This is a genomic window from Bacillus sp. CPT56D-587-MTF (assembly GCF_058792335.1).
Genome location: NZ_JBYTEF010000001.1, coordinates 4,517,703 through 4,530,000, shown reverse-complemented (window position 1 = coordinate 4,530,000; position 12,298 = coordinate 4,517,703). Strand labels below are relative to the sequence as shown.

At 42.6% G+C, this 12,298-nt stretch carries 2 protein-coding genes, 22 tRNA genes, 2 rRNA genes and 1 pseudogene (1 of these 27 running past the window's edge); 25 read left to right on the top strand and 2 right to left on the bottom strand.

Going from position 1 to position 12,298, the window contains the following annotated elements:
- The 25 genes from AC3WVZ_RS23440 to AC3WVZ_RS23320 all read left to right on the top strand — a co-directional run.
- A 23S ribosomal RNA gene (locus tag AC3WVZ_RS23440) occupies positions 1-2,370 on the top strand (it extends 552 nt beyond the left edge of the window).
- A gap of 101 nt (positions 2,371-2,471) precedes the next feature.
- Positions 2,472-2,587: ribosomal RNA gene (rrf, locus tag AC3WVZ_RS23435) — 5S ribosomal RNA — on the top strand.
- A gap of 4 nt (positions 2,588-2,591) precedes the next feature.
- A tRNA-Val gene (locus tag AC3WVZ_RS23430) sits at positions 2,592-2,667 on the top strand.
- Positions 2,668-2,671: 4 nt separating this feature from the next.
- Positions 2,672-2,747 (top strand) — tRNA-Thr (locus tag AC3WVZ_RS23425).
- A 9-nt stretch (positions 2,748-2,756) separates the two neighbouring features.
- A tRNA-His gene (locus AC3WVZ_RS23420) sits at positions 2,757-2,832 on the top strand.
- A gap of 22 nt (positions 2,833-2,854) precedes the next feature.
- Positions 2,855-2,935 (top strand) — tRNA-Leu (locus tag AC3WVZ_RS23415).
- Between the two features lie 29 nt (positions 2,936-2,964).
- Positions 2,965-3,039: transfer RNA gene (locus AC3WVZ_RS23410), tRNA-Gly, on the top strand.
- A gap of 16 nt (positions 3,040-3,055) precedes the next feature.
- A tRNA-Leu gene (locus AC3WVZ_RS23405) sits at positions 3,056-3,144 on the top strand.
- Between the two features lie 3 nt (positions 3,145-3,147).
- Positions 3,148-3,221, top strand: a tRNA-Arg gene (locus AC3WVZ_RS23400).
- A 10-nt stretch (positions 3,222-3,231) separates the two neighbouring features.
- Positions 3,232-3,305, top strand: a tRNA-Pro gene (locus AC3WVZ_RS23395).
- 16 nt (positions 3,306-3,321) lie between these two features.
- Positions 3,322-3,394, top strand: a tRNA-Ala gene (locus AC3WVZ_RS23390).
- Positions 3,395-3,414: 20 nt separating this feature from the next.
- Positions 3,415-3,491, top strand: a tRNA-Met gene (locus AC3WVZ_RS23385).
- 4 nt (positions 3,492-3,495) lie between these two features.
- Positions 3,496-3,572 (top strand) — tRNA-Ile (locus AC3WVZ_RS23380).
- A gap of 17 nt (positions 3,573-3,589) precedes the next feature.
- A tRNA-Ser gene (locus tag AC3WVZ_RS23375) sits at positions 3,590-3,682 on the top strand.
- Positions 3,683-3,709: 27 nt separating this feature from the next.
- Positions 3,710-3,786: transfer RNA gene (locus tag AC3WVZ_RS23370), tRNA-Met, on the top strand.
- 3 nt (positions 3,787-3,789) lie between these two features.
- Positions 3,790-3,865, top strand: a tRNA-Asp gene (locus AC3WVZ_RS23365).
- A gap of 12 nt (positions 3,866-3,877) precedes the next feature.
- Positions 3,878-3,953 (top strand) — tRNA-Phe (locus AC3WVZ_RS23360).
- A 14-nt stretch (positions 3,954-3,967) separates the two neighbouring features.
- Positions 3,968-4,043: transfer RNA gene (locus tag AC3WVZ_RS23355), tRNA-Thr, on the top strand.
- Positions 4,044-4,053: 10 nt separating this feature from the next.
- Positions 4,054-4,129: transfer RNA gene (locus AC3WVZ_RS23350), tRNA-Lys, on the top strand.
- A 13-nt stretch (positions 4,130-4,142) separates the two neighbouring features.
- A tRNA-Gly gene (locus tag AC3WVZ_RS23345) sits at positions 4,143-4,213 on the top strand.
- A gap of 10 nt (positions 4,214-4,223) precedes the next feature.
- Positions 4,224-4,300: transfer RNA gene (locus tag AC3WVZ_RS23340), tRNA-Ile, on the top strand.
- Between the two features lie 7 nt (positions 4,301-4,307).
- Positions 4,308-4,382, top strand: a tRNA-Asn gene (locus AC3WVZ_RS23335).
- A 7-nt stretch (positions 4,383-4,389) separates the two neighbouring features.
- Positions 4,390-4,480: transfer RNA gene (locus AC3WVZ_RS23330), tRNA-Ser, on the top strand.
- Positions 4,481-4,485: 5 nt separating this feature from the next.
- Positions 4,486-4,557, top strand: a tRNA-Glu gene (locus AC3WVZ_RS23325).
- 747 nt (positions 4,558-5,304) lie between these two features.
- Positions 5,305-6,249 (top strand): L-lactate dehydrogenase, encoded by a 945-nt coding sequence (locus AC3WVZ_RS23320; RefSeq protein WP_000715338.1) that lies wholly within the window; start codon positions 5,305-5,307, stop codon positions 6,247-6,249.
- 260 nt (positions 6,250-6,509) lie between these two features.
- Here the strand turns inward: AC3WVZ_RS23320 and AC3WVZ_RS23315 are convergent.
- Both AC3WVZ_RS23315 and AC3WVZ_RS23310 read right to left on the bottom strand, forming a co-directional pair.
- Positions 6,510-7,879, bottom strand: a pseudogene (locus AC3WVZ_RS23315) (IS1182-like element ISBth7 family transposase); the annotation flags it as partial.
- Between the two features lie 186 nt (positions 7,880-8,065).
- A complete protein-coding gene (locus tag AC3WVZ_RS23310) occupies positions 8,066-12,289 on the bottom strand; it encodes a S8 family serine peptidase (RefSeq protein WP_233935468.1) in 4,224 nt (1,407 codons plus the stop codon).
- Positions 12,290-12,298: the final 9 nt, after the last annotated feature.

The window sequence follows — 12,298 nt, the reverse complement described above, 5'->3', positions numbered from 1 at the left end:
ATCCTGAAACCGTGTGCCTACAAATAGTCAGAGCCCGTTAACGGGTGATGGCGTGCCTTTTGTAGAATGAACCGGCGAGTTACGATCCCGTGCGAGGTTAAGCTGAAGAGGCGGAGCCGCAGCGAAAGCGAGTCTGAATAGGGCGTTTAGTACGTGGTCGTAGACCCGAAACCAGGTGATCTACCCATGTCCAGGGTGAAGTTCAGGTAACACTGAATGGAGGCCCGAACCCACGCACGTTGAAAAGTGCGGGGATGAGGTGTGGGTAGCGGAGAAATTCCAATCGAACCTGGAGATAGCTGGTTCTCCCCGAAATAGCTTTAGGGCTAGCCTTAAGTGTAAGAGTCTTGGAGGTAGAGCACTGATTGGACTAGGGGTCCTCATCGGATTACCGAATTCAGTCAAACTCCGAATGCCAATGACTTATCCTTAGGAGTCAGACTGCGAGTGATAAGATCCGTAGTCAAAAGGGAAACAGCCCAGACCGCCAGCTAAGGTCCCAAAGTGTGTATTAAGTGGAAAAGGATGTGGAGTTGCTTAGACAACTAGGATGTTGGCTTAGAAGCAGCCACCATTTAAAGAGTGCGTAATAGCTCACTAGTCGAGTGACTCTGCGCCGAAAATGTACCGGGGCTAAATACACCACCGAAGCTGCGGATTGATACCAATGGTATCAGTGGTAGGGGAGCGTTCTAAGGACAGTGAAGTCAGACCGGAAGGACTGGTGGAGTGCTTAGAAGTGAGAATGCCGGTATGAGTAGCGAAAGACGGGTGAGAATCCCGTCCACCGAATGCCTAAGGTTTCCTGAGGAAGGCTCGTCCGCTCAGGGTTAGTCAGGACCTAAGCCGAGGCCGACAGGCGTAGGCGATGGACAACAGGTTGATATTCCTGTACCACCTCTTTATCGTTTGAGCAATGGAGGGACGCAGAAGGATAGAAGAAGCGTGCGATTGGTTGTGCACGTCCAAGCAGTTAGGCTGATAAGTAGGCAAATCCGCTTATCGTAAAGGCTGAGCTGTGATGGGGAAGCTCCTTATGGAGCGAAGTCTTTGATTCCCCGCTGCCAAGAAAAGCTTCTAGCGAGATAAAAGGTGCCTGTACCGCAAACCGACACAGGTAGGCGAGGAGAGAATCCTAAGGTGTGCGAGAGAACTCTGGTTAAGGAACTCGGCAAAATGACCCCGTAACTTCGGGAGAAGGGGTGCTTTCTTAACGGAAAGCCGCAGTGAATAGGCCCAAGCGACTGTTTAGCAAAAACACAGCTCTCTGCGAAGCCGTAAGGCGAAGTATAGGGGGTGACACCTGCCCGGTGCTGGAAGGTTAAGGAGAGGGGTTAGCGTAAGCGAAGCTCTGAACTGAAGCCCCAGTAAACGGCGGCCGTAACTATAACGGTCCTAAGGTAGCGAAATTCCTTGTCGGGTAAGTTCCGACCCGCACGAAAGGTGTAACGATTTGGGCACTGTCTCAACCAGAGACTCGGTGAAATTATAGTACCTGTGAAGATGCAGGTTACCCGCGACAGGACGGAAAGACCCCGTGGAGCTTTACTGTAGCCTGATATTGAATTTTGGTACAGTTTGTACAGGATAGGCGGGAGCCATTGAAACCGGAGCGCTAGCTTCGGTGGAGGCGCTGGTGGGATACCGCCCTGACTGTATTGAAATTCTAACCTACGGGTCTTATCGACCCGGGAGACAGTGTCAGGTGGGCAGTTTGACTGGGGCGGTCGCCTCCTAAAGTGTAACGGAGGCGCCCAAAGGTTCCCTCAGAATGGTTGGAAATCATTCGTAGAGTGCAAAGGCATAAGGGAGCTTGACTGCGAGACCTACAAGTCGAGCAGGGACGAAAGTCGGGCTTAGTGATCCGGTGGTTCCGCATGGAAGGGCCATCGCTCAACGGATAAAAGCTACCCCGGGGATAACAGGCTTATCTCCCCCAAGAGTCCACATCGACGGGGAGGTTTGGCACCTCGATGTCGGCTCATCGCATCCTGGGGCTGTAGTCGGTCCCAAGGGTTGGGCTGTTCGCCCATTAAAGCGGTACGCGAGCTGGGTTCAGAACGTCGTGAGACAGTTCGGTCCCTATCCGTCGTGGGCGTAGGAAATTTGAGAGGAGCTGTCCTTAGTACGAGAGGACCGGGATGGACGCACCGCTGGTGTACCAGTTGTTCTGCCAAGGGCATAGCTGGGTAGCTATGTGCGGAAGGGATAAGTGCTGAAAGCATCTAAGCATGAAGCCCCCCTCAAGATGAGATTTCCCATAGCGTAAGCTAGTAAGATCCCTGAAAGATGATCAGGTTGATAGGTTCGAGGTGGAAGCATGGTGACATGTGGAGCTGACGAATACTAATAGATCGAGGACTTAACCATATAATATGTAGCAATGTTATCTAGTTTTGAAAGAATATAAAAAACTTGTTGACTTTCGAAAGTAAATGAGTTTTTTATATTCTTGTCTTAAATGAATACAGTCTGGTAATGATGGCAGAGAGGTCACACCCGTTCCCATACCGAACACGGAAGTTAAGCTCTCTAGCGCCGATGGTAGTTGGGACCTTGTCCCTGTGAGAGTAGGACGTTGCCAGGCAAATGGAGGATTAGCTCAGCTGGGAGAGCACCTGCCTTACAAGCAGGGGGTCGGCGGTTCGATCCCGTCATCCTCCACCATTTAGCCGACTTAGCTCAATTGGTAGAGCAACTGACTTGTAATCAGTAGGTTGGGGGTTCAAGTCCTCTAGTCGGCACCAGAAATCATGGCGGTTGTGGCGAAGTGGTTAACGCACCGGATTGTGGCTCCGGCATTCGTGGGTTCGATTCCCATCAGTCGCCCCATTTTTCTTAAATAAATTAATATGCGGGTGTGGCGGAATTGGCAGACGCACCAGACTTAGGATTTGGCGCCTTTGGCGTGGGGGTTCGACTCCCTTCACCCGCACTTTTAATTAAATAACTCATACATGTCTTGCGGAAGTAGTTCAGTGGTAGAATACAACCTTGCCAAGGTTGGGGTCGCGGGTTCGAATCCCGTCTTCCGCTCCAATTTTCAATATGACATGCCGGGGTGGCGGAACAGGCAGACGCACAGGACTTAAAATCCTGCGGTGGGTGACCACCGTGCGGGTTCGACCCCCGCCCTCGGCACCATATGCGCCCGTAGCTCAATTGGATAGAGCGTTTGACTACGGATCAAGAGGTTAGGGGTTCGACTCCTCTCGGGCGCGCTTTTATTAACGGGAAGTGGCTCAGCTTGGTAGAGCACCTGGTTTGGGACCAGGGGGTCGCAGGTTCAAATCCTGTCTTCCCGATATTCCTAAAAAACATGGGGCCTTAGCTCAGCTGGGAGAGCGCCTGCCTTGCACGCAGGAGGTCAGCGGTTCGATCCCGCTAGGCTCCACTTATATTAATATCATTTATGGCGGTGTAGCTCAGCTGGCTAGAGCGTACGGTTCATACCCGTGAGGTCGGGGGTTCGATCCCCTCCGCCGCTACCATAAAGGACCTTTAGCTCAGCTGGTTAGAGCAGACGGCTCATAACCGTCCGGTCGTAGGTTCGAGTCCTACAAGGTCCACCATTAGACGTATATATCTCGGAGGTATACCCAAGTTCGGCTGAAGGGATCGGTCTTGAAAACCGACAGGCGGCGAGAGTCGCGCGGGGGTTCGAATCCCTCTACCTCCTCCATTTTTTCTAAAGTAAATATTTTATCATCGCGGGGTGGAGCAGCACGGTAGCTCGTCGGGCTCATAACCCGAAGGTCGCAGGTTCAAATCCTGTCCCCGCAACCAAATGGTCCCGTGGTGTAGTGGTTAACATGCCTGCCTGTCACGCAGGAGATTGCCGGTTCGACCCCGGTCGGGACCGCCATTTTTACATAAAGGCTCGGTAGCTCAGTCGGTAGAGCAGAGGACTGAAAATCCTCGTGTCGGCGGTTCGATTCCGTCCCGAGCCACCATTTTGAAAACGCAAGCCGACTTAGCTCAATTGGTAGAGCAACTGACTTGTAATCAGTAGGTTGGGGGTTCAAGTCCTCTAGTCGGCACCACTTTCAAAATGAGCCATTAGCTCAGTTGGTAGAGCATCTGACTTTTAATCAGAGGGTCGAAGGTTCGAGTCCTTCATGGCTCACCATTTACAATTTAATGCGGGTGTAGTTTAGTGGTAAAACAAGAGCCTTCCAAGCTCTGGTCGAGAGTTCGATTCTCTTCACCCGCTTTTCAATTATGGGCCTATAGCTCAGCTGGTTAGAGCGCACGCCTGATAAGCGTGAGGTCGATGGTTCGAGTCCATTTAGGCCCACCATAATTGTTCCGCAGTAGCTCAGTGGTAGAGCTATCGGCTGTTAACCGATCGGTCGTAGGTTCGAGTCCTACCTGCGGAGCCATATTTATAGAGAAGTACCCAAGTGGCTCAAGGGGCTCCCCTGCTAAGGGAGTAGATCGCGAACGCGGTGCGAGGGTTCGAATCCCTTCTTCTCTGCCAGAACTGGCCCGTTGGTCAAGTGGTTAAGACACCGCCCTTTCACGGCGGTAACACGGGTTCGAATCCCGTACGGGTCATACTAAAAGAGATAGCATAATCTGCTATCTCTTTTTTGTTGTATAAAAATGGACTTTGGATAGTCTGCTTTTTTATGCAATAGAAGAAATATGAAGTATTCGCTGTTGCAGTTGGGTACATAGAGAGCCGTAAATACAATCATGTTAATTATTTGGACCTGTATGAATATGAAGGAATTAACTTCAACTTGAACTTTTACCCCAGCTGTATGGCTGTAGCCTCCTACACTTGGAGAAACCGATGAAAATGCATCTGGGAGCTACTGTGGAAAATAAATAATATATAGAAGAAGCTGCTTTCTCTCAATAGCTGTGATCTACTGAAGACAGCTTTTTTATGTTGTCAGTATTGTCGAGTTTTGTCGGTAAGTCGATATATTGCAAAAATCGCTGATATAATTTGAGTTACGATCGATAAATTTTAATAATCGCTGATATATTTGGAGTTACGGTCGATATATTCTAAAAATCGCTGGTATAATTTCACTTACCGACAAAAACCACAAGAAAATCCCTTTCACAATCTAAAGAAAACGCCTCCATTGAAATGGATTCCACACCTATTCCAATAACTTTACACTCTATGTGAAAAAGTTCACAAATAGGTCATAATTTGTGAAGTAATTCACAATAATACGTGCTACAATATGAATGTAAAGAAGTTAAACAACATTAAATTAGTATTTTAATTAATTACTTAAACAATCATAAAAAAATATACGTGAACAATAGAGAGGGGAAATTACCATGAAAAAAGGTATCAATCGTGTAGTATTAGTAGGAACAGGAGCTGTAGGTTGTAGTTACGCTTACTCAATGATCAACCAAGGTGTAGCTGAAGAATTCGTATTAGTAGATGTTAATGAAGCAAAAGCAGAAGGGGAAGCAATGGACTTAAGCCATGCGGTACCATTCTCTCCATCACCAACAAAAGTTTGGAGCGGTAGCTATGCAGATTGTAAAGATGCAGATTTAGTTGTTATCACTGCTGGGTTACCACAAAAGCCAGGTGAAACTCGTTTAGACTTAGTTGAGAAAAATACAAAGATCTTTAAACAAATCGTTCGAGGCATTATGGATAGCGGATTCGATGGAATCTTCTTAATCGCAACTAACCCAGTTGATATTTTAACTTACGTAACTTGGAAAGAATCTGGTTTACCGAAAGAGCGCGTAATCGGTTCTGGTACTACTTTAGACTCTGCTCGTTTCCGTTACATGTTAGGTGACTACTTAGATGTAGATCCACGTAACGTTCATGCTTACATCGTTGGTGAACACGGTGACACTGAACTTCCAGTATGGAGCCACGCTACTATCGGTGTACAAAAATTAGAAACAATCTTAGCTAACAACGAACAGTACAAACAAGAAGACTTAGACAAAATCTTCGAAAACGTACGTGATGCAGCTTACCATATCATCGAGCGTAAAGGTGCAACTTACTACGGAATCGGTATGTCACTACTTCGTGTAACTAAAGCAATCTTAAACAACGAGAACAGCGTATTAACTGTATCTGCATACCTTGAAGGTCAATACGGCGAGAAAGATGCTTACGTAGGTGTTCCAGCTGTAATTAACCGCGAAGGTGTACGTGAAATCGTAGAACTTGAGCTAAATGAAGATGAAAAAGCGAAGTTCGCTCATTCTGTAAAAGTATTAAAAGAAACAATGGCACCAGTACTATAATAATTGCTAAATAGTTCAGAGGTGGGAAACTGCTTCTTACCTCTGAACTTATATAATTTAATATAAATTCCTTTTCCGGTTTCCCTTGTATATCCCCAATATACCCCTTTTGCTGGATAAGGGTCGTTTATAGAAAAAGAGCACTCTATTTTACGTAGAGTGCTCTTTCAGAGTGTTGGGAAACCCTTTAGGGTTCCCAACACTCTGGAATCTTTTTTGATTTTAGCGAATAAAAACAACATAAAATAATAGAATTTTAAAAAATAGCCCTCCACCTGACCCTTTTTGGTCAGGTGGAGGGCTATTTTTTTCATGTTTTGACAAGCTGCGGTGAGATAAGCTTGCATTTGGACAGACTTCAGCCCTCGAAACCGGGCATAGCGGTAGCCATGTAGTTCTTTGGCGTCTGCAAAGCTTCGCTCTATAGTGGAACAGCGTACTTTATACAACCTTTTCCCTGTAGCTGTTAGCTTGTTTTTTCTAGCAATATCCTTATATTTCTCCCACACATGATGAGTGATAACTTTTTGTTTTTGTTTCTTTGAAAAGCACACCTCACGTAACGGACAAACAGCGCAGTCTTCTGGATTCGATTTGTATTGACGGTATCCTTCACGATCAGTTGTTACATATTCTAGAATACATCCCATCGGACAAGCGAAAACATTCATTTCTTCTACATATTTAAATTGGCTTTTCGGTACTTCTTTATTCCGTTTTCCAAATCGGCGATACCCCATCACCATAAATATATTCCGTTCTGATAGTTTCTTACAGATATATCCTGTAAAATAGCCAGCATCAAGGGCAACAGCTTCTACTTTGAAGTCGAATTTATCAATCTGAGCTTGGAGGCGTGCTAAATACGGCTCGGAATCTGCCATATTTCCAGCCGTTACATAGGTATCTGTAATAATATTGTACTTCGCATCAGTCGTACGATGATCCAAGAAATGAAAACCATTTGGTTTTCCATCTCTCATTAAAAATCCACTATCTGGATCCGTTGTACTTATACGAGTTTTTTTGGTAGGGGTATCACTTTCCTTTCTAGGTTTTAATTCTTTTTTCCATGTACCTCACGATCTTCGATTACCGCAGCTTCTAGCTCGTCTATATAAAACTTTGCTTTTTCTTTTTTATATTTATGTACAAATTTATTTTTATTGGCATTGGCCTTAATATGTGTAGAATCTGTCATCAGTGCACGTCCTCCTACCATCCGGTGCTCCGTCGCTTGTCTCACAATCTCATCAAAAATTTCTTCGAAAATATTTGTATGAATAAAACGAGTACGACGATTCCAACTGATTGTAGAGTGATCCGGAATAGTATCCGATAGAGAAAACCCTAAAAACCAACGGTAGGCAATATTCGTTTTAATTTCCTTTTCCAATTGACGCTCAGAACGAATACCGTAAAAATATCCAATAAACATCATCTTAAATAAAACAATAGGATGAATGGACGGGCGTCCATTGTTTTCACAGTAATAAGGGCGTAACTTCTCTTCAATAAAATCAAAACTAATTGTCGCTTCAATTGCACGAAGGAAATGATCTTGTGGAACCAACTCTTCTACAGAAACAGATACACGCTCATCACGATGATTTTTTAAAGCACCCATCATAAAAAATCTCTCCTTTTCCTCTTTTTTATCAGTGTTGACACATAAAAAGAGGTTCAGACACAAAAACAGGCTGTGGAGAAGACTTTCTCCACAGCCTGAAAGAGCACTCTATTTTACGTAGAGTGCTCTTTATTATTCCGCTATTTGCCGGGCAGTAAAACCTCAATTGATTAAAGTTTCACTTTATTATTTTTTAGGCGTTAATCCTAATTTCTTTAAAATATCTGCCAGTGTACCGCTTTTTGATTTTTCTACAGGTGTTTGTGATTTAGATGCATCTGGCCCTTTTTTCAAGAAGTTCTTTTCAACGAAGCGAATATCTTTTTCGTCGACAATACCATCTTTATTAAGATCTCCGTCTTTTACAGTTAGTCCTTTTTTACCATAGTTGCTAGCAATGATTTCAGCATCTTTAATATCGATTACTTTATCACCATTTACATCGCCGGCAAGGTTTTCGTCAGGTCTTGCATAATAATATTGGCCAAGCAACTTACCGTCTTTTTCAGTACCAAGTTTCGTTGTTAGGCGGCTTGTTAAATGTCCTGGCACCTCTACATATAAGTTATAGTCGCGTTTATTAACTGGAAGTCCATTTAGTTTGAAGTATCCGTATTTATCTAGTGAGCCTTCAAACTTATGACGGTAAGAATCAGTCGCATATACTTTTACGCCAAGCTTTGTATAATCGAACTTTTCATCTAAATATCCGCGTTCATTTAAGAATGCACCAGGTTTAATATTTCCTTCTATTAATGAGTTTAAGGACATAACTGAGAATGTTTGATCTTGAAGTACACGCATTCTATTTGGTTCTGATTCACCTTGTTTCCAGTAAACAAAAATTGGTGATTCTAATTGAGCGTTTGCTTCATAAAACTCATCATTTTCTACTTTGAACGTTACATCAATGAACGGGAAATCACCATCTAATCCAGCAAAATTTTTGTCATCGATAGCTCCGCCAACTGTAACAGAGCCTGCCTCTAGTTTCGGTTCATTTACTTTTGCGGTTACCCCTTTTTGGGAAAGTAGCTTTTCAAAAGCAGGATTAAATTTCGCATTTGCAAATTTGAAGTTCTTCTCTAGGAAGTTTACATTAAATTGCCCAGCAACAAATTGTTTTACGTGTTTCGCGTTTAGTGTTACTGTGAACTCGTCATTTTTATATAATTCTTTTTTATCGTAACTAGTTTTTGCATATTGAGCACCTTGCGGGATAAACCAGTAGTTATTTACCCCGTTTGGATAGTCAGGACCTGCAGTTGCATAATCGAAAATATATACGCCTGTGTTCATTGGACCTTCCGTTCTGAAGGAGTCAGGTGTAACGCCAACTTTAAAGTCGCCATTTGCATTAATCGGTAAAAACTTGTGCAAGTATGGAGAATAGTCATAGTACATAACGCCATTCGCTTCTTGCGTAATGTTTAATCCTTTTCCTTTTAAGTAATCAACGTTTGAATCGTATACATTTCCTTTAATCCATAGTGCTTTTTTGCCATCTTCTACTGTATAATTTTCTTCATTTAACTCGTAAATACCAGGTTTTAATCCAGTTAATTTCACTTCTGGTGGTGTATTATCAATTACAACATAATCACCTTTTACACGTGCTTTCCCAGCCTTATCATAACCGACAAACTCAATTGTGTAGTCTCCTTCTGGTAAGTTGATTTTCTCATTACCGATTGGTTTTGCAGGATCATTTGTAAAAGGATACACTTTTCCATTAAAGAATGAATCTAAGTAGTAATACACATCAGTTTTTAGGCCACTCGTGTTTAATGTTCCAATGAAGCCAAGAGCTTTATTTGTTTTGGAATCTTTTACGATAAGATCTAACGTTTCAAGTTCGCTGTTTAATTGGAATGCTCCGTGAACATACGATTCACCGTATGGATTGAATTTAGATGTATCAGTTGAAATTGCTTTTCTTGATAGTATTGCATTTTCAATACCAGGCTCTGATACACGAATAGAGAATGGGATTTGATATGTTTCTTCTTTATTTTTTGTGTTCGTAATATGAATGTACCCTTCATATCGGCCTTGTTTCACACCGGCTGGAACATTAATTTTTGCTTCAATTTCACCTGTTTTGCCAGCATCAAGAGTAATTGTTTCTGGAGCAGAGATTTTTACACCGTTTGCGACAGCATCGTTAATAGTAGACGATGCTGGTGTATAAGAAATTTCTGTTTTAAATTCTTTTTTCTCTTGTTTATTATGATTAGTTACTTTTATATTTCGTTTTTGTTCAAGAGCTTCACCGTCTTTTTGATAAAACTTACCGAATGCAATAGATCCAGTTTCTTCGGGTACTTCAATTACTTCATCATTTACAACAGTTTGTGTCGTATCTAATACTTTAAAGCTTGTTTCTGTACGAACGGCGTTGTAAGCATCTACTCGCCCAGCTCCAACTTCATATACGGAATATTTTTCTTTTAAATCATTAGCTGTGTTCATAAGAGACGCTTTTACATCGAACGGAGAGTAGTCTGGGTGTTCTTGTAAAATTAGAGCAGCAACGCCAGCGATATGAGGAGAAGCCATAGATGTTCCTTGCATACGCTCATAGGAAACAGCGTAGTTTTCACCCTCTTGCGGGTCGTTAATATATTCAGGAACTGTTGAAAGGATAGCGACACCAGGCGCTGTAATATCAGGCTTAATATCATCATTTGCTGTAACAGGACCGCGTGAGCTAAAGTCTGCAAGATGATCGCCTTCTGTTTGAATGTAATTAATTTCATCGAGAGTTAAGGAGGTGCTACCTTGTTCGATTTGAGCTTTTAGTTTTTCACCTTCTTCTTTCGTTAGGCGGAATGCTGGAATGTATTTTGTACTTTCGCCAACGTAGAAAGGAATTTCTCCATCCACATTGTTATAAATAATAACGGCTTTTGCACCTGCTTGTTTTGCATTAGCAATTTTTTCATCAAATGACAGTGTACCGCGTGCAACGAGAGCGATTTTTCCTTTTACATCTTTTTTACTAAACTCGTCAGGCGTACCAATTCCTACATATTCAATAGGTAAAGTTTGTCCCTTGAAATCTTCTATTTTATCAGTGAAGTTTTTGCCGAATAGAATTAGGTTAGGAAATTGTAATTGTCCAGCATGACCTGATAGTTTCGGTAAGGAAATAGAGCTATCACTTGCTCCAACCGTAATTGCAAATGGTGAAGCACCTGGTGATCCGAGTGTTGATGGATTTGGTCCAGAGTTACCAGCAGCAACGACTGTAACAACGCCTGAAAGCATTGCATTATTAACAGCGATAGATGTTGGATCGAGTGGATTGTTGCTATCATCACCTAACGATAAGTTAATAACGTTCATACCGTCAGAAATGGATTTATCAATTGCAGCGATAATACCTGAACTATCTCCACTTCCGTATGGACCGAGTACACGATAGTTATACAGTTCAATGTCAGGTGCAACACCTTTTACTGCTGAATCAGATTGGTTCTTCTTTTGGGCAGAAACGATACCTGCTACGTGAGTGCCGTGGGCTGTGTAGAAGGAAGAACCACGGTTATCAAATTCAGGAGCACCAGATTGTTGCCATTCTGAGTAAGTAGTTTCCATTGGATCTGCATCATTATTAATAAAGTCCCAACCCTTTACTGAGTTTAGGTCTACTTTGCTAGAGTCCTCACCAGGTTTCGCGCGATAGCCTTTATATACGTCTTTTAAGTCAGGATGATTGTAATCAATACCTGTATCTAATACACCAACTTTAATTCCTTTTCCGGTAATGCCCTCACTATGTAACTTATCTACTCCAATTTGCGGGATGCTATCTGTTAGTTTTTGAGGCGCTTTTTGCTCAGCTTGTTTTGGTAAATTTAATTTCACTTCGTAATCTTTCCAAATACGTTTTACAACGCCAATTCGTAACAATTCTTCTACTGTATTTGCTGGTAATGTCATCGCAACACCATTTATCGCATGCTTATAAGAACGTTTAATTTGTACAGAATGGAAGTTTCCTGATTTTACTGATGGGCTGAATTGATAAAGACGTTTTAGTCCTTTTTCGAATTCTTCATGTTCTTGATCAATACGTGCTTTTATATTTTCAGGAGCAGACTGTAATCCTTTTTCTTTTTGTTTTAATTCATTAATCTTTACTGGAGCAGTTTGAAATTCTACGATGATATTTACAGGCTCAGAACTACTCGTATTAATATCTGGTGAAATTGTAAAACCAGGGTTGGCATCTACCGTTTGTAATGCCAGGCGTTGTTCTTTAGAAAGCTTAGATAATATAGAATGAGCATTTGAAGATTCAATTTGGTTAATAGGACTTTCAGCAAGTACATTGAACGGAATAGCAGTTGAAAACAAAACGCCAGCTGTTACAATTCCGGTAACAAAACGATTTTTCTTTTTCATTTATAGGCC